At 63.7% G+C, this 17,598-nt stretch carries 18 protein-coding genes; 14 read left to right on the top strand and 4 right to left on the bottom strand.

Annotated features, from left to right (window positions below; translation table 11 throughout):
- Positions 1-7 precede the first annotated feature (7 nt).
- The 8 genes from pqqC (at position 8) to X265_RS09440 (ending at position 8,939) form a co-directional block, all read left to right on the top strand.
- On the top strand, positions 8-763 hold the full coding sequence (pqqC, locus tag X265_RS09480; protein WP_373291573.1) for a pyrroloquinoline-quinone synthase PqqC: 756 nt from the start codon (positions 8-10) through the stop codon (positions 761-763).
- Between the two features lie 11 nt (positions 764-774).
- Positions 775-1,086, top strand: a complete 312-nt coding sequence (pqqD, locus tag X265_RS09475) for a pyrroloquinoline quinone biosynthesis peptide chaperone PqqD (RefSeq protein ID WP_128964578.1) — start codon at positions 775-777, stop codon at positions 1,084-1,086.
- On the top strand, positions 1,083-2,273 hold the full coding sequence (gene pqqE / locus X265_RS09470) for a pyrroloquinoline quinone biosynthesis protein PqqE (protein WP_128964577.1): 1,191 nt from the start codon (positions 1,083-1,085) through the stop codon (positions 2,271-2,273). Before pqqD ends, pqqE begins: the two co-directional genes overlap by 4 nt.
- Entirely contained in the window at positions 2,263-3,249 is a 987-nt protein-coding gene (gene pip / locus X265_RS09465) for a prolyl aminopeptidase (protein WP_128964576.1), read from the top strand. Before pqqE ends, pip begins: the two co-directional genes overlap by 11 nt.
- Before the next feature lie 14 nt (positions 3,250-3,263).
- A complete protein-coding gene (locus X265_RS09460) occupies positions 3,264-3,941 on the top strand; it encodes a DUF4286 family protein (protein WP_128964575.1) in 678 nt (225 codons plus the stop codon).
- A 329-nt stretch (positions 3,942-4,270) separates the two neighbouring features.
- The gene (locus X265_RS09450) at positions 4,271-6,070 is read left to right on the top strand and encodes an FAD-dependent oxidoreductase (protein ID WP_128964573.1); all 1,800 of its coding nucleotides are present in this window, start codon (positions 4,271-4,273) and stop codon (positions 6,068-6,070) included.
- Positions 6,040-7,887, top strand: coding sequence for a 2-oxoacid:acceptor oxidoreductase subunit alpha (locus X265_RS09445; RefSeq protein ID WP_164938490.1), 1,848 nt, complete (start codon positions 6,040-6,042; stop codon positions 7,885-7,887). The genes X265_RS09450 and X265_RS09445 overlap by 31 nt, the downstream gene beginning before the upstream one ends.
- On the top strand, positions 7,884-8,939 hold the full coding sequence (locus tag X265_RS09440) for a 2-oxoacid:ferredoxin oxidoreductase subunit beta (protein ID WP_128964571.1): 1,056 nt from the start codon (positions 7,884-7,886) through the stop codon (positions 8,937-8,939). Before X265_RS09445 ends, X265_RS09440 begins: the two co-directional genes overlap by 4 nt.
- A gap of 145 nt (positions 8,940-9,084) precedes the next feature.
- Here the strand turns inward: X265_RS09440 and X265_RS09435 are convergent, their stop codons facing one another.
- A complete protein-coding gene (locus X265_RS09435; RefSeq protein WP_128964570.1) occupies positions 9,085-9,669 on the bottom strand; it encodes an STM3941 family protein in 585 nt (194 codons plus the stop codon).
- A gap of 207 nt (positions 9,670-9,876) precedes the next feature.
- Here X265_RS09435 and X265_RS09430 point away from each other — a divergent pair, with 207 nt between their 5' ends.
- From X265_RS09430 to X265_RS09405, 6 genes are all read left to right on the top strand, one after another.
- Entirely contained in the window at positions 9,877-10,497 is a 621-nt protein-coding gene (locus X265_RS09430; protein ID WP_128964569.1) for a hypothetical protein, read from the top strand.
- A gap of 78 nt (positions 10,498-10,575) precedes the next feature.
- Positions 10,576-11,025, top strand: coding sequence for a DsrE family protein (locus X265_RS09425; protein WP_128964568.1), 450 nt, complete (start codon positions 10,576-10,578; stop codon positions 11,023-11,025).
- Positions 11,026-11,228: 203 nt separating this feature from the next.
- On the top strand, positions 11,229-11,552 hold the full coding sequence (locus tag X265_RS09420; protein ID WP_128964567.1) for an ArsR/SmtB family transcription factor: 324 nt from the start codon (positions 11,229-11,231) through the stop codon (positions 11,550-11,552).
- On the top strand, positions 11,549-11,980 hold the full coding sequence (locus tag X265_RS09415; protein ID WP_128964566.1) for an SRPBCC family protein: 432 nt from the start codon (positions 11,549-11,551) through the stop codon (positions 11,978-11,980). Before X265_RS09420 ends, X265_RS09415 begins: the two co-directional genes overlap by 4 nt.
- 45 nt (positions 11,981-12,025) lie before the next feature.
- Positions 12,026-12,238 (top strand): hypothetical protein, encoded by a 213-nt coding sequence (locus X265_RS09410; protein ID WP_164938489.1) that lies wholly within the window; start codon positions 12,026-12,028, stop codon positions 12,236-12,238.
- On the top strand, positions 12,235-12,666 hold the full coding sequence (locus tag X265_RS09405) for a DUF1801 domain-containing protein (RefSeq protein WP_128964565.1): 432 nt from the start codon (positions 12,235-12,237) through the stop codon (positions 12,664-12,666). The genes X265_RS09410 and X265_RS09405 overlap by 4 nt, the downstream gene beginning before the upstream one ends.
- A gap of 99 nt (positions 12,667-12,765) precedes the next feature.
- Here the strand turns inward: X265_RS09405 and X265_RS09400 are convergent, their stop codons facing one another.
- Genes X265_RS09400 through X265_RS09390 form a run of 3 tightly spaced genes read right to left on the bottom strand, consistent with a single transcriptional unit; the run spans position 12,766 to position 17,541 of the window.
- A complete protein-coding gene (locus X265_RS09400; protein ID WP_128964564.1) occupies positions 12,766-14,304 on the bottom strand; it encodes a SpoVR family protein in 1,539 nt (512 codons plus the stop codon).
- Positions 14,301-15,578, bottom strand: coding sequence for a YeaH/YhbH family protein (locus X265_RS09395; protein WP_188637359.1), 1,278 nt, complete (start codon positions 15,576-15,578; stop codon positions 14,301-14,303). The genes X265_RS09400 and X265_RS09395 overlap by 4 nt, the downstream gene beginning before the upstream one ends.
- A 19-nt stretch (positions 15,579-15,597) precedes the next feature.
- Positions 15,598-17,541, bottom strand: a complete 1,944-nt coding sequence (locus tag X265_RS09390) for a PrkA family serine protein kinase (protein ID WP_128964562.1) — start codon at positions 17,539-17,541, stop codon at positions 15,598-15,600.
- Between the last annotated feature and the right edge of the window lie 57 nt (positions 17,542-17,598).

Below are 17,598 nucleotides of genomic sequence, written 5' to 3'. Positions count from 1 at the left end.
GACTGGAATGACCGCGCTCTCGATCGGCAAGGATATCAGGCTCAACTCGGCTGAAGAGCTCGAGGCGACGCTGCGCCACATCGGCGCGACGCGCTATCACAGCCTGCATCCGTTCCATAAGCTGCTGCACGGCGGCAAGCTCAACAAGGGCCAGGTGCAGGCCTGGGCGCTGAACCGCTACTATTACCAGAGCACGATCCCGATCAAGGACGCGGTGGTGATCTCGCGCTTCCGCGACCGCGCCACACGCCTGGAATGGCGCCACCGCATCGAGGACCATGACGGCGATGTCGGCTCCGAAGGCGGCATCGAGCGCTGGATCAAGCTGACCGAAGGTCTCGGGCTCGACACGGCCTATGTGGAATCGACCGAAGGCATCCTGCCGGCGACGCGCTTCGCGGTGGAAGCTTATGTGCATTACTGCCGCGAGAAGAGCCCGCTGGAGGCGATCGCCTCCTCGCTCACCGAGCTGTTCGCACCGAGCATTCACGAAGAGCGCATTGCCGGCATGTTGCAGCACTACGACTTCGTCAACTCCGACACCATGAGCTATTTCAAGCGCCGCCTGACCCAGGCGCCGCGCGATGCCAATTTCGCGCTCGACTATGTCAGGACGCATGCGCGCAATCCGGAGGAGCGCGCCGCGGTCTGCAACGCGCTGATCTTCAAGACCAATGTCTTGTGGGTGCAGCTGGATGCGCTGTATTACGCCTATGTCGAGGGCAACATTCCGCCGGGCGCGTTCGTGCCCAAAGCGGGTTAAGGGATAGCGCAATGGCCGGGCCGCGGAACATCAGCGTCAGCGAGGCAAGCCGCCCGGTGCTGCCGCGGCACGCCAAGCTGAAATATGACGAGACGCGCAAGGTCTGGGTGATCCTGGCGCCGGAGCGCGTGCTCGCGCCCGACGAGATCGCGGTCGAGGTTCTGCAGCTCTGCGACGGCAAGCGCAGCGTCGGCGACGTCTCCGATCAGCTGGCAGGGAAATACGCAGCGCCCCGCGAGGCGATCCTCACCGACGTCATCGCCATGCTGCAGGATCTCGCCGACAAGGGCTTTCTCACCGAAGCGCGGGAGAAGACGTCATGACCGACGTGCTCGGCAACCCGCCCCCGCCCAGCGACGGCCTCGCGGTGCTGGAGAAGAGCCGCTCGACGGCGGAGACGTTCGGCATTCCGCTCGCCGTGCTGCTCGAGATCACCCATCGCTGCCCGCTGCAATGCCCCTATTGCTCCAACCCGGTCGAGCTCGACCGCTCGGGCAAGGAACTGACCACGGACGAATGGAAGAAGGTGCTGAGCGAGCTCGCCGAGATCGGCGTGCTCCAGGTGCATTTCTCCGGCGGCGAGCCGACCGCGCGGAAAGACCTCGTCGAGCTGGTCAAGCACGCCAGCGACGTCGGGCTCTACACCAACCTCATCACCTCGGCCGTGCTGCTGACGCGCGAGAAGCTGAGCGAGCTCGCCGACGCCGGGCTCTGCCACGTGCAGATCTCGTTCCAGGGCATCGAGGAAGGCCTCGCCGACCGCGTCGCCGGCTACAAGGGGGGCCACCGCAAGAAGCTCGAGGTCGCGAAATGGACGCGCGAGCTCGATCTGCCGCTCACGGTGAACGCGGTGATGCACCGGCAGAACCTGCATCAGCTTTCCGAGATCATCCAGATGTCGGTCGATCTCGACGCCGACCGGCTCGAAGTCGCCAATGTGCAATATTACGGCTGGGCGCTGAAGAACCGCGCCGCGCTGATGCCGACCGTGGCGCAACTCGACGAGTGCACGGCCATCGTCGAGGAAGCGCGCGAGCGGCTGAAGGGCCGGCTTACGATCGACTATGTCGTGCCTGACTATTACGCGCTGCGGCCGAAGAAGTGCATGGGCGGCTGGGGCCGGCAGTTCTTCAACATCTCGCCCGCCGGCAAGGTGCTGCCCTGCCACGCCGCCGAGAGCATCACCGGGCTGGAGTTCGAGTCGGTGCGCTCGAACCATTCGATCGCCTGGATCTGGCAGAACTCCGAGGCCTTCAACCGCTATCGCGGCACCGGCTGGATGAAGGAGCCGTGTAAATCCTGCGAATTCCGCGAGATCGATTTCGGCGGCTGCCGCTGCCAGGCCTTCGCGCTGACGGGCGATGCCGCCAACACCGATCCCGCCTGCGCGCTGTCGCCGCTGCACGAGACCATCTTCAAGCAGGCGGAAGCCGAGGCCGAGGGCGAGACCAACCGCTTCCTCTATCGCAATTTTGCCGGCGGCACCCTGGAATCCGAGAATGGGTCCTGACGCCGACGCAGGCACAGCGGCGAGGCGCGCCGATCCCTTTGCGCCGCTGACCTCGGACATGCTCGACGTCGGCGACGGTCACGAGCTCTACGTCGAGAGCGTCGGCCGCGAAGGCGGAATCCCTGCCATCTACCTGCATGGCGGGCCCGGCAGCGGCTGCCAGCCCGATCATCGCCGGCTGTTCGATCCCGAGCGGATGCACGCGGTGCTGTTCGACCAGCGTGGTTGCGGCCGCAGCCGTCCCAAGGGATCGCGCGAGCACAACACCACGGCGCATCTGATCGCGGACATGGAAAAGATCCGCGAGAAGTACGGCATCTCACGCTGGATGGTGGTCGGCGGCTCCTGGGGCGCGACGCTGGCGCTGGCCTATGCACAGGCCCATCCCGAGCACGTCTCCGGCATCGCGCTACGCGCGACCTTTCTCGGCACGCAAGCCGAGGTCGAGACCGCCTTCACCTCGCGCCTCGCGCAATTCTACCCGGCGCTCTCAGAGGACTTTCTCACCGTGCTGCCGCCGGAGGAGCGCGCGCGGCCTGTCGAATCCTATTATCGCCGCATCCTCGATGCCGATCCCGCCGTCCACGGCCCCGCCTCGCGCGCCTGGCACGACACGGAGCGCGCCCTGTCGGAGCACAAGCCGGCCAAGACGCGCCTCGACCTCCCCTCCCTCAACGTCTGGCGCACGCTGCCGGCGACGCCGTTCATGGAGGCGCACTATTTCGCCAACAATGCCTTCCTGGGCGCGGATCAGTTGTTGCGGAATGCGGTCAGGCTCGAAGGCATTCCCGGCATTATCGTGCAAGGCCGCTACGATCTGTTGTGCCCGCCTGAGACATCCCACGCGCTCGCGAAAGTGTGGCCGGGTTCCGAGGTCAGGATCGTGGAAGAAGCCGGCCATTCGCTCTATGATGCCGGCGTACGGGATGCGGTGATGAAGTCGATCGCCGATCTCGCGTCGAAGATCGGGCGATAAGAGGTCACAAGGAAATGCCCCTCGCCGGGAAAGGCATGCTGCTGACGTCGATGAACGTCGACGCCGCCGATGAAGCGGATTTCAACCGCTGGTACGATCGCGAGCACCTGGAAGAGCGCGTTGCGATCGAGGGCTTTCTCGAAGCGCGGCGCTATGTCGCGCACGCCGCCAATCCCAAATATCTCTGCCTGTATTCGACCGAGACGCTCGCTGTGCTCGACAGTCCCGCCTACCGGGCGCGGCTTGCCAATCCGACCGACTGGTCGCGGCAGACCATGGCGCGTTTCAAGGACATGCTGCGCGTCGTCGCGCGCATCACCATCAGCAAGGGCACCGGCCGCGGCGCCGCGCTCGGGCTCGTGCGGCTGCGCCCAACAGCCGACAACGCCGGCGCATGGCGCGACGCGTTGCATGAAAAGCTGGCGCCCGAAAAGCTCGAAGGCATCGTCTCGATGCACTTGCTCGAGGGCGAGCCGGAATTGTCGGGCGCAACGCCTGAAATTCCGGCCGTGCGCAACGCGGGCGCACGCGACTGGTACGTGCTGATCGACGGCACCCAGGTCAGCGCCGTCTCGACCGCGATCGCAGAACGCTTCACCGGCCCCGCAGCAGCGCCCTTCCCGCCGCCTGTCTCGGTCGGCACGTATTGCCTGATGTGGGACCTGGCGAAGAGCGATATTGCGAGCGACTGACTGCCGCCGTCATTGCGAGCGCAGCGAAGCAATCCAGACTGCGACCGCGGCAACACTCTGGATTGCTTCGTCGCACGGGCTCCTCGCAGTGGCGGGGATGGAGTATCGCATGATGCTGCACCGCCGCATGAACGCACGTAGCCGTTAATGCTGTGCGCGCTTGGCTCCCATGAAAGCCGGTGATCACCCAAAATTGCCGTTGTACTTCGGACCGGTTCTAATAAGCTAACCCAATGACGTCATTCAGAAACCACATCGAGACGCATTAAGCGTTCGCCAAGCTCAAGAAGAGGCCGCCGGGTCTTTGGGCCTGCGCGGACAGGGTAGGAATGAAACCGACCGATATCGCGGCCCCCGACTACTTTCACAAAGTGGTCGATTGCCAATGGGCCTGTCCTGCGCACACCCCCGTTCCCGAATACATCCGACTGATCGCACAAGGCCGCTACAGCGACGCCTACATGATCAATTGGAAATCGAACGTGTTTCCCGGAATCCTGGGACGCACTTGCGATCGTCCGTGCGAGCCGGCCTGTCGCCGCGGACGCGTCGAGGAGACGCCGGTCGCGATCTGCCGCCTCAAGCGCGTCGCCGCCGACTTCAAGGACGACATCAAGCAGCGCCTGCCGAAGCCCACGCCGAAGAACGGCAAGCGCGTCGCATTCGTTGGCGGCGGCCCGGCGTCGCTGACCGTGGCGCGCGATCTGGCGCCGCTCGGCTATCACTGCACGGTGTTCGACGGCGATCCCGAAGCCGGCGGCATGATGCGGACGCAGATCCCGAAATTTCGCCTGCCCAATTCCGTCATCGACGAAGAGACCGGCTATATCCTGGGTCTCGGTGTCGAGTTCAAGGGCGGGCATCGCATCGAGAGCATGAAGGCGCTGCTCGCGGAGAAATACGACGCGATCTTCGTCGGCTCCGGCGCGCCCCGCGGCCGCGAGCTCGACATCCCCGGCCGCAAAGAGGCCGCCGCCAACATCCATATCGGCATCGACTGGCTCTCCTCCGTGTCGTTCGGGCACACCGACAAGATCGGCAAGCGCGTCATCGTGCTCGGCGGCGGCAACACCGCGATGGATTGCTGCCGCACCGCGCGCCGCCTCGGCGGCGAGGACGTCAAAGTGATCGTGCGCTCCGGCTTCGAGGAGATGAAAGCCTCGCCCTGGGAAAAGGAGGATGCGATCCACGAGGACATCCCGATCCTCAACTTCCTCGTCCCCACCACCTTCATCCACGACAACGGCAAGCTCGCCGGCATCACCTTCCAGAAGGTGAAAGCCGAATACGACGCCAAGGGCCGCCGCAACCTCGTTCCGTCAGGCGAGCCCGACCAGACCTTCGAATGCGACGACGTGCTGGTCGCAGTCGGCCAGGAGAACGCCTTCCCCTGGATCGAGCAGGACTGCGGCATCGAGTTCGACAAATGGCACATGCCCAAGGTCGATCCGAAGACCTTCGTCTCGACCAACCCGAAAGTGTTCTTCGGCGGCGACGCCGCGTTCGGCCCGAAGAACATCATCTGGGCGGTGGCGCAGGGGCACGACGCGGCGTTGTCGATCCACAAGATGCTGTCGGGCGAGGACATCACCGAACGCCCGCTGCCGGAGGTGCATGTCTCCTCGCAGAAGATGGGCATCCACGAATGGAGCTATGACAACGACATCTCCATCGACAAGCGCTTCAAGGTGCCGCATCGCGACAAGGTCGTCGCGCTGAAGGACATCCGCACCGAGGTCGAGCTCGGCTACGACGTCAAGCTGGCGCTCGGCGAAGCGCATCGCTGCCTGAACTGCGACGTGCAGACCGTGTTCTCGACCTCGCTCTGCATCGAGTGCGATGCCTGCGCCGACATCTGTCCGATGGATTGCATCACCTTCACCGCCAATGGCGAGGAAGACGATCTGCGCCATCGCCTGAAGGCGCCTTCGGCGCATCCGGACCAGGATCTCTACGTCTCCTCCGATCTCAAGACCGGCCGCGTCATGGTCAAGGACGAGGACGTCTGCCTGCATTGCGGGCTGTGCGCCGAGCGTTGTCCCACCGGCGCCTGGGACATGCAGAAATACTTCATCGAGATGACCCACGCAGGTTCGACATGCCCGACAAAAAGCCGATCAGCAGCGTAAACGACTTCGTCGTTCGCTTCGCCAACGTCAACGGCTCGGGCTCGGCCAGCGCCAACGAGATGTTCGCGCGCGCGATCCTCCGCCACGGCGTGCCGGTCTCTCCGCGCAACATCTTCCCCTCCAACATCCAGGGCCTGCCGACCTGGTACGAGGTGCGGGTCACCGAAGCCGGTCATCTCGGCGCCCGCGGTGGCATCGACATGATGGTGGCGATGAACCCGCAGACCTGGGACAAGGACGTCGCCGGCATCGAGCCGGGCGGCTACCTGTTCTACGATTCGACCAAGCCGATGCCGTCGACCAAATTCCGCGACGACATCACCGTGATCGGCGTGCCCCTAACCGCGATCACCAATTCGACCTATACCGATCCGCGGCAGCGCCAGCTGTTCAAGAACATCATCTATCTCGGCGCGCTCAGTGCGCTGCTCGAGATGGACCCGAAGGTGATCGAGCAGCTGATCGGCGAGCAGTACAGGGGCAAGGAGAAGCTGCTCTCCTCCAACGTCCACGCGCTGCATCTGGGGCGCGACTGGGCGCTGCAGAACCTGAAGTGCCCGATCGGGCTCAGGGTGAAGAAGTCCGACAAGGTCGGCGATCGCATCTTCATCGAGGGCAACAGCGCCGCCGCGCTCGGCGCGGTCTATGGCGGCGCCACCGTCTGCGCCTGGTATCCCATCACGCCGTCCTCGTCGGTGGCGGAAGCCTTCACCGCGCATTGCAAGAAGTACCGGCACGATCCCGAGACCGGCAAGGCAAAGTACGCCATTGTCCAGGGCGAGGACGAACTCGCCTCCATCGGCATCGTCATCGGAGCCTCCTGGAACGGTGCGCGCGCCTTTACCGCGACGTCGGGCCCCGGCATCTCCCTGATGACCGAGTTCATCGGCCTCTCCTACTTTGCCGAGATTCCGGCCGTGATCATGAACATCCAGCGCGCCGGCCCGTCCACGGGCATGCCGACCCGCACCCAGCAATGCGACATCATCGCTTGCGCCTATGCTTCGCATGGCGACACCAAGCATGTGCTGCTGTTTCCGGAAGATCCGGCCGAGGCGTTCGAGTTCGCTGCGGCCGCCTTCGATCTCGCCGAGCGGCTGCAGACCACGATCTTCCTGATGCTCGATCTCGACATCGGCATGAACCACCGGCTCTGCCGCCCCCTGAAATGGGACGATTCGCGGCAATACGACCGCGGCAAGGTGATGACCGCGGAGATGCTGGAAGAGGGGCGCGACTTCGGCCGCTATCTCGACGTCGATGGCGACGGCATCCCCTATCGCACCTATCCCGGCACGCATCCGACCAAGGGCTCCTATTTCACCCGCGGCACCTCGCGCGACCGTTATGCGCGTTACTCCGAGGAGGGCTCGGTTTATGCCGACAACATGCAGCGTCTGGTCCGCAAGTTCGAGACCGCGCAGGACCTCGTGCCGCGCCCGCTGCAGGCCAATGCGGAACGGCCGACCAAATATGGCGTGATCTATTTCGGCTCGACCTCGCCGGCGATGGACGAGGCCATCGGGCTCCTGGAGGCGCGCGGGCATCAGCTCGATCGCCTGCGCATCCGTGCCTTCCCGTTCCACTCCAGCGTCGCGAGCTTCCTCGCCGAGCACGATTTCGTCTACGTGGTCGAGCAGAACCGCGACAGCCAGCTGCGCCAGCTCATCGTCAACGAGAACGGCATCGATCCCGTCCGCCTCGTGCCGATCGTGCATTACGACGGCACGCCGATCACCGCCCGCTTCATCGCAAAAGCCATCGGCGACCACCAGGATCACCTCAAGGTGACCCCACTCCGCAAGGCCGTGTCATGACCTACATCGCCAAACCGAAATTCCATCATCCGGGCCTGAAGAAGAACGAGCTTGGCTATACGCATCGCGACTACGAGGGAAAAATCTCGACGTTGTGCGCCGGCTGCGGTCATGATTCGATCACAGCCTCGATCATCGAGGCCTGCTACGAGCTGTCGATCGAGCCGCATCGCGTGGCGAAGATCTCCGGCATCGGCTGCTCGTCGAAGACGCCGGACTATTTCCTCGGCAATTCGCACGGCTTCAACTCCGTACACGGCCGCATGCCCTCAGTGCTCACCGGGGCCAATCTCGCCAACCGCGACCTGATCTATCTCGGTGTCTCCGGCGACGGCGATTCCGCCTCGATCGGCTTCGGCCAGTTCGCGCATTCGATCCGACGCGGCGTCAACATGACCTATATCGTCGAAAACAACGGCGTCTACGGCCTGACCAAGGGCCAGTTCTCGGCGACGGCCGACCGCGGCTCGAAGAGCAAGAAGGGCGTGACCAACACCGACAACGCCATCGACCTCGTCGCGATTGCGCTTCAGCTTGGCGCCACCTTCGTCGCGCGCTCCTTTTCCGGCGACAAGACGCAGCTGGTGCCGCTGATCGCGGCCGCGATCCGCCACAAGGGCGCGTCCTTCATCGACGTCATCAGCCCCTGCATCGCCTTCAACAACCACGCCGGCTCGACCAAGAGCTTCGATTATGTCCGCGAGCACAACGATGCCGTGAACCGGCTCGACGTGCTGGTCGGCCGCGATCCCATTGCGGTGGACTACGCGCCTGGTACGGTGCAAGTGGTCGAGCAGCACGACGGCAGCAAGATCGCGCTGCGCAAGATCGACGCCGACTACGATCCGCACGACCGGCTGGGGGCCCAGACCTTCCTCGCCAAGCACGCGGCCAAGGGCCAGATCGTCACGGGTCTGCTCTATGTCGATCCGGACGCTGAAGATCTGCACGCCCATCTCAACACGGTCGAGACGCCGCTCAACACGCTGGAAGCGGACACGCTCTGCCCGGGCTCGGCGGTGCTGGACAAGATCAACGCCAGTTTGCGATGATTGGCGGCTTCGATGAAGCCGTGGGGTGGGCAAAGGCGCAGCGCGCCGTGCTCACCATCTCTCCGCACAGTTGATAGGCATGGTGGGCACGTTTCGCTTTGCCCACCCTACGGCGCTGAGCGCCGAACTCGCACCGCCTCCAGATTCAGCCGACAGGCTCGGGTTGGGCCTCAGCCTCCGCCGCGGCCTCGTCTGCCTGGGCAGGTCGTCCGGCGCCCCAATATTGCTGGCAGGTCTCGAGCAACGTTTCCATGTCCACGGTCAGGCCGCCAGCATTCACGATCACGCTGTCAGTGCCAAGCGCCTTGTTCAACAGCGTCAGGGCCTGCATCGCAATACTCCTCGAGAATCGCTGGGCGATCAGGGGATCGACCTTGAGCACCACGAATTTCTGCCCGCGCTGCTCCCATGAGAAAATCTTGCGTACGGCGCTCCAGGCGATGGTCTCGCCGGCGAGCCTGGTGTCGCGAATGCCGACACGGCTGATGAAGAGCACCGGCTGCCTGGCAGTGGCCAGCCGCCAGAGCATCCTGCAGGTGGCGAGGCCGAAAAACACCGCGCCGACATAACAGATGGCCACCAGGACCTTGGTGACGTCATTGCCCTCTTGCCAGCTGAAGGCGAGGACGGTGCAAAGCAGCGTCAACAGCAGGCTGCCGCCGAACAACGTCAGCAGCCGGGCTCGGGAATAGCCGATCGCGAGATTGGGCAAGGTCGGACTTTCGGACATTTCAACCGCCTCCAGCCATTTGCAACAACCTGGGCTCTATCCGCGCCCCTCCATGTCAGGGGTTAAGCCTGGAACCTTGCGCGAGGCTGCCCGCGGGAGTGCGAGGCATTCGCAGTTGAACGCACGGCGCCGGGCTTGCGACTAACCGACAATTGGCCCCATCGCGCGCGATGCGGGCCGCCAAGACCTGACGATCCCGGTGCGATCATGAAGCTTGCCCTCATCCTTCCGCTTGCCCTCGCAGCCTTCATCGGCGTCGCCCGGGCTGAGGAGGCCGACGACTTTCGCGAGGCCACCACGTCCGAAGCCGAGACTTTCAACGCCCGCCTCTATGCGGGCGCGCCCGGCAAGACCGCCTATGCCTGCTTCGTCCGCCGCTACGACGCCGACCATCTGGCGCGGCATCCCAAGCAGAAGGTCGCGTCGATGAAGCTGCTGGTCTCGGCGGAGACCTTTGAAGCGGACGAGCAGTTGCACAACTCCTTCCGGCTCGGCTTCCGCTATCGCCACCGCAGCGGCGATTTCGATTCCAGCGGCTCCTGCCACCACACCGTGCTCACCAAGCAGGGCAGCGAGGTCCGGCTCGGCTGCGGCGTCGATTGCGAGGGCGGCGGCGTCGGGATCGCGCTGTCGAAGGACGACAAATCGGCCATCGTGCGGCTCGACAGCATCAGGGTCTGGCTGCACAACAAGCCTGACGACGAGGCCGAGCGGTCGCTGGTCGCAGGCAGCGACGACGGGATTTTCCGCCTCGACCGGGTCGACAACAGCGAATGCGCCGCGCTGGTGACCGACCGCAAGGAACTCGCCGCGCTCCGGCACAAGTGATATGTCTCCGGCTGCCGTTGTTGTTTGCGCATGATCTTTTCGGAAAACCGCTTCAGATCATGCGCCAGGGAGATCGCCATGAACCGCCGGAACATCTTGTGGAGCACCGTCTCGGCGCTGGGCGCGGCCTTTGCCGCCTCGCGCGCCAAAGCTGCGACCGAGGCCGCACCGTCGAGCAAGCTGAAGGTCGTCTATCACCTCGCTGATGCCGACAAGGTCAATTTCGTGCTCGGCAACATCCAGAACCACATCGACGGCGTCGGCGGCCCCGACCATGTCACGCTCGCGCTCGTGATCCACGGGCCGGCGCTGAAGGCGTTTCACGCGGCGCAGGCCAATCCCGACGTCGGCAGGCGGATCAGCGACTTCTCCAAGGACGGCGTCGAGCTCGCCGCCTGCGGCAACACCATGAAGGCGCAAAACATCACGCTGAAGGATCTGCTGCCGGGGTTCGTCAGCGCGGAAAGAGGCGGCGTGGTGCGTTTGGCCGAGCTGCAGTCGCAGGGATATCTGTACTTGCGGCCGTAGGGCGCCGTTGCCTCTTCCGTCATTGCGAGCGAAGCGAAGCAATCCAGTCCGTCCGCGCAGACAGTCCGCATTGCTTCTTCGCAGGTCTTCGCAATGACGGGAGAGAGGTCGGCGCGAGCCATCACCGCTTCCCTGCCGCACTTGACACACCCATAACCCCGCGGTTATGAGTCAATCCATAACTTCCGAGTTATGGATTTCGCATGTCCGCCGCGCACGATCTTCTGTTTCGGACGCTCGCCGACCCCACCCGGCGGGCGATCTTCGAACGGCTGTGCCGCGAGGGCGAGCAGACGGTCGGGGCACTGACGGCCCGATCAGGCGTTTCCCAGCCGGCGGTGTCAAAACATCTCGGCGCGCTCAAGCAGGCGGGCCTCGTGCGCGACCGCCACGAAGGACGCCAGACCCACTACAGCGCGCAGCCCGGTGCGCTCAATCCACTGATCGACTGGACCGGCCAGATGGCGGGCTTCTGGCAGAACCGGCTCGATGCGCTCGACGATCTCCTGAAGAGGATGGACCAATGACTGAGGCTGCGACCGAAACACGTTCCGTGGTCATCGAGCGCGAGTTCGCCTATCCGCCGGAGCGGCTGTGGCGCGCGCTGACCCAGCCGCATCTGATCGAGGAATGGCTGATGAAGAACGACTTCAAGCCTGACGTGGGTCACCGCTTCAATCTGCGCGGCGAGTGGGGCGGCGTGCTGGATTGCGAGGTGCTCGCCATCGAGCCGCAGCGTACCCTCGCCTACACCTGGAATTTCACGCATGAGGACGCGGCCTACGACCTCAAGAGCGTCGTAACCTTCACGCTCACCCCGCGAGGATCGGGCACGCATCTGCGCGTCGAACAGGCGGGCTTCCGGCCCAGCCAGAAGCAGGCTTATGGCGGCGCGCATGCCGGCTGGAAGCAGTTCTTCACCAAGCTGGACGAGCTGCTGGCGCGGACGGAATAGCCCGGCCGAGCCCGTCCATACTGAATAGTCCCAGAGGAGATTGAGATGAGCTCGAACATGTGGATCAGGCAGATCCATCGCTGGTTGTCGATTGCCTTCACGCTTGCCGTCATCGCCAACATCGTTGCGCTGACGATGCAGATACAGGCCGCCTGGATCGGCCTGATGGCCTTCGTGCCGCTGCTTCCGCTGCTCGCGACCGGGCTCTATCTGTTCGCGCTGCCCTATCTCAGCCGTCGCAGCGAGGCGCGGTCGTGAAGAAAGCCGTGGCCGCAAAAAAGAAAGAAACGGACGGGCCGTCGCCCTCGAAACTGATCGACGGCAGGATCAAGGAACTCGGCGACTGGCGCGGCGAGACGCTGAAGCGCGTCCGCGCGCTGATCAAGGAGGCCGATCCTGAAGTGGTCGAGGCATGGAAATGGCGCGGCGTTCCCGTCTGGGAGCACGACGGCATCATCTGCACCGGCGAAACCTACAAGGAAGTGGTGAAGCTGACCTTTGCCAAGGGCGCGGCGCTGGACGATGCGGCCGGGCTGTTCAACTCCAGCCTCGACGGCAATGTACGGCGCGCGATCGACATTCGCGAAGGCGAGAAAATCAACGAGAAAGCGTTGAAGGCGCTGATCCGTGCGGCGGTGGAGCTGAATGCGACGAAGAAGAAGCCGGCGAAGAAGCGCTCCGCCTAAGATAGCATGAATTGATTTTCATCGCATAAGCAGCCGCGGACTCGGTGCAACCTCTCCCGCTTGCGGGGGAGGGAGCACACCTCCTCCTGAGCGCTATCCTTACGCCACCGCCGCCGGGATCGGGCGCGGGCTGACGACGTATTCGCGCAGCACCTTGTCGTTGGCGTCGACCTCGATCAGGGCGACGTCATAGGTCCAGAGATCGGCGAGATGCTGGAGCACGCGCTTGGCATCGGTCTCGTTGAGCTGCGAGCCCTTGATGACGTGGTGGTGCAGGATCAGCCGGCGGTCGCCGGAGAGATCGACGTCGACCACTTCGATGTTGGCGTCGATGAAGCCGACGTCGTGCTGCCGCGCCAGCTCGCGCCGGACGCGGCGGAAGCCGCGCTCGTCGTGGATGGCATCGACCCGGATGCCGGCGCGCTCCTCGGGATCGTCGTGGAGGTGGAACATGCGGAAGTGCCGCATCAACTTCGGACTCAGGAACTGGCCGATGAAGCTCTCGTCGCGGTAATTGGCCCAGACGTCGCGCAGCACGCCCATCACGTCGCCCTTGCCGGCGATGTCGGGGAACCACTCGCGGTCCTCGTCTTCCGGATTGGTGACGATGCGCTCGATGTCCTGCATCACCGCGAAGCCGAGCGCATAGGGATTGAAGCCCGAGAAGCGCTGATCGTCGAATTCGGGCTGGAACACCACATTGGTGTGCGAGCCCAGGAATTCGAGGAAGTTGCCGTCGGTAATGCGGCCCTGCTGGTGCAGCCTGGTCATGATGCGATAGTGGACGTAGGTCGCCGTCCCCTCGTTCATCACCTTGGTCTGGCTCTGCGGATAGAAATATTGCGCGATGTGGCGAACGATGCGCAGCAGCTCGCGCTGCCAGGGCGCCAGCCGCGGCGCGCTCTTCTCCAGGAAATAGAGCAGGTTCTCCTGCGGCAGGCCGAGCAGCTTGCGCCGACGCTCGACCGAGAGCGCCGAGCGGCTCTTGCTCTTGCCTGTCGGAACGGTGCGCCAGAGGTCGTTGAAGACTTCCTCCTCGTGCTGGCGACGACGCCCTGCCCGCTTCTCTTCCGCGCGCAGGTCGAGCTTCTTCTTGCCGGGATAGCGGTCGATGCCGTGCGACATCAGCGCATGCGCCGCGTCCAGCGTGCGCTCGACCTCGATGCGGCCGTAGCGCTCCTCGCACTGCATGACGTAGTTCTTGGCGAAATCGAGATAATCGAGAATGCCTTCGGCATCGGTCCACTGCTTGAACAGATAATTGTTCTTGAAGAAGTGGTTGTGGCCGAACGCGGCGTGCGCGATCACCAGCGTCTGCATCGTCGCCGTGTTCTCCTCCATGAGGTAGGAGATGCAGGGCGAGGAGTTGATCACGATCTCATAGGCAAGGCCCATCAGGCCCTTGCGATAGGAGGCCTCGTGAAACGCGAAGTGCTTGCCGAACGACCAGTGCTTGTAGAACAGCGGCATGCCGACCGACGAATAGGCGTCCAGCATCTGCTCGGCGGTGATGACCTCGATCTGGTTCGGGTAGACGTCGAGCCCGAGATCCTTCAACGCCACTTCCTCGCAGGCGTCGGTGATCCGCTGCAAGGTCTGGAAATCCCAATCGGCGCCTTCGAACAAGCGTTCCGTCATGGAGCGGCTTTCTCCTGGGCAGTTTCGCGGCGCTGGAACAGATCGTGGAACACCGGAAAGATCTCGCTGCGCTCGGAGACCTTGCGCATCGAGAGCGGTGCACCGCTGTTGCGCAGGCGCTCATAGAGGGTCCAGAGCGAGGAATCGGAGAGATCGAAGGCGCTGCCGCCTGATTCCCCGACCTCGAGATAGGCGAAGAATTGGCAGACCGGCAGGATCTTTTCGGTCAGCAGCAGGCCGGTGAGTTCGCCGTCGGAATAGGAATTGTCGCCATCGGAGGCTTGCGCGGCGTAGATATTCCAGTCCGAGGGATTGAAGCGCTCGCGCACGATCTCGTGCATCGCCTGCAGCGCGCTGGAAACCAGCGTGCCGCCGGAGGCCGGACCGTAGAAGAAGGTCTGCTCGTCCACCTCCTCGGCGCGGTCGGTGTGGCGGATGAAGACGATCTCGACATGCTTGTAGCGCCGCTTCAGGAACACGTAGAGCAGCATGTAAAAGCGCTTGGCGAGATCCTTCATGTGCTCTGACATCGAGCCGGAGACGTCCATCAGACAGAACATCACGGCCTGCGCCACCGGCCGCGGCACCTTCTCGTAGCGGCGATAGCGGATGTCGAGCGGATCGATGAACGGAATGCGTTTGGTCTTGGCCTTCAGCTTTTCGAGCCGGGCGATGAGCTCGGCGCGCTCGTCCTCGTCGGTGCAGGCCGCGATCTCGGCTTCCAGCTCCTCGACTTCATCCTTGCGGGGACGCTTGAGCGCGATGCGGCGGGCCAGCGCCAGCTTCACGGTCCGGCTGACCGAGATGTTGGCGGGCGAACCTGACGTGGTGTAGCCGGCGCGCTGGATGCCTTCGCTCTCGGTCTGCGCGATCTTGCGCTTGGCCAAATCGGGCAGCTCGAGATCATCGAGGAAGAGATCGACGAATTCGTCGCGGGAGAGCACGAAGCGGAAGGCGTCCTCGCTGTCGCCTTCGCCGGGGCCGGAATCCTTGGCGCTGCCCTGGCCTTGGCGTTGCAGATAGTCGCCCTCGATGAACTTCTTGTTGCCGGGCAGCACCATGTCGCGCGTTCCGCCTTCACGGCGGAAGCGCGGCTCGTGCATGCCGTCCAGCGGAATCGTGACCTCACCACCCTCCAGGACGTCCTTGATGTCGCGTTCCTGCGAGGTCTTCTTGACGGCGCCCTGCACCAGGGACTTGGCCCGACGCAAGAACCGCTGACGGTTCTCAAGACTCTTGCCGCCTGGATTCAGGCGCCTGTCAATAATGTGAATGGGCACTTTACCATCCGCCTCAACCGGCCTGCTTCACGCGCATGTACCATTCGACGAGCCGGCGAACCTGACGCTCGGTGTAGCCGCGCTCCACCATGCGTGCGACGAACTCGCCGTGCTTCTTCTCCGTCTCGCCGTCCTTCTTCGATCCGAACGAGATGACCGGAAGCAGGTCCTCGACCTGGGAGAATATCCGCTTTTCGATCACATCGCGAATCTTCTCGTAGGAGGTCCAGGTCGGATTCTTGCCGCCGTTCTGGGCCCGGGACCGTAACGAGAATTTGACGACCTCGTTGCGGAAGTCCTTGGGGTTGGCGATGCCCGCCGGCTTCTCGATCTTGGTCAGCTCCTGGTTCAAAAGCTCGCGATCCAGCAGCTGGCCCGTATCGGGATCCTTGAAGTCCTGATCCTCGATCCACGCATCGGCGTAGTCGACGTAACGGTCGAACAGGTTCTGGCCGTAATCCGAGTAGGATTCGAGATAGGCCTTCTGGATCTCGTTGCCGATGAACTCGGCATAGCGCGGCGCGAGCTCGGCCTTGATGAATTCGAGATAACGCTTCTCGGTTTCCTCGGGCAGTTGCTCCCTGCGGATCGACTGCTCCAGCGCGTACATCAGATGCACGGCGTCGGCGGCGACCTCCTGCGGATCGTGGTTGAAGGTCGCGGCCAGGATCTTGAAGGCAAAGCGCGTCGAGACGCCGTCCATGCCCTCGTCGACGCCGGCGGCATCGCGATATTCCTGGACGCTGCGCGCCTTCGGATCGGACTCCTTCAGGCTCTCGCCGTCGTAGACCCGCATCTTGGCGAACAGCGTCGAATTCTCGTGCTTGCGCAGCCGCGACATCACCGAAAACCGCGCCAGCGTCTCCAGCGTCGAGGGCGCGCACGGCGCGGCCGCGAGCTCGGAGCCCTGGATCAGCTTCTCGTAGATCTTCTGCTCTTCGGTGACCCGCAGGCAGTACGGCACCTTGATGACGCAGATGCGGTCGATGAAGGCTTCGTTGTTCTTGTTCGACTTGAAGCTCGCCCATTCCGCTTCGTTGGAGTGCGCGAGGATGACGCCGGTGAACGGGATCGCGCCGATATTCTCGGTGCCGATGTAGTTGCCTTCCTGCGTCGCGGTCAGCAACGGATGCAGCATCTTGATCGGCGCCTTGAACATTTCGACGAACTCGAGCACGCCCTGATTGGCGCGGTTGAGGCCGCCGGAATAGCTGTAGGCGTCGGGATCGTTCTGGGCGTAAGTCTCGAGCTTGCGGATATCGACCTTGCCGACCAGCGAGGAGATGTCCTGGTTGTTCTCGTCACCCGGTTCGGTCTTGGCGATCGCGATCTGGCGCAGCCGCGACGGCTGGATCTTTGCGACCCGGAACTGAGAAATATCGCCGCCGAAAGCTTCCAGCCGCTTGTAGCACCACGGGCTCATCAACCCGGTGAGACGCCGGCGCGGAATGCCGTATTTCTCTTCCAGCATCGGCCCCAGCTGATCGGGATCGAACAGGCTGAGCGGGCTCTCGAACACCGGCGAGAGCTCGTCGCCGGCCTTGAGCACGTAGATCGGATGCACTTCCATCAGCGATTTCAGCCGTTCGGCGAGCGAGGACTTGCCGCCGCCGACCGGCCCGAGCAGATAGAGGATCTGTTTGCGCTCCTCCAGGCCCTGCGCCGCATGGCGGAAGAAACCGACGATGCGCTCGATGGTTTCTTCCATGCCGTAGAAGCCGGCGAAGGCCGGATAGGTGCGGATGGTACGGTTCAAAAAGATACGGCCAAGGCGTGGGTCCTTGGCCGTGTCAATCGTCTGGGGCTCGCCGATCGCCGCTAGTAGTCGTTCGGCCGCATTCGCGTATTTCATGGGATCGCTTCGACACGATTCCAGATATTCCGCCATCGACATGTCGTGCTGGCTTCGCGCCTCGAACGACCGGGCGAAGGCGTTGAATAGAGAATCGTTGTACATGATCCCTCTCCGCGTGAGTTCCGCTACAAGCTGAAACGAAAGCAGTTACTAGACCGT

It is taken from the genome of Bradyrhizobium guangdongense (assembly GCF_004114975.1).
In the GTDB taxonomy this organism is placed as follows: Bacteria; Pseudomonadota; Alphaproteobacteria; order Rhizobiales; family Xanthobacteraceae; genus Bradyrhizobium; species Bradyrhizobium guangdongense.
The sequence above is the reverse complement of the archived record's forward strand: the minus strand, read 5'-3'. Positions and strand labels throughout refer to the sequence as shown.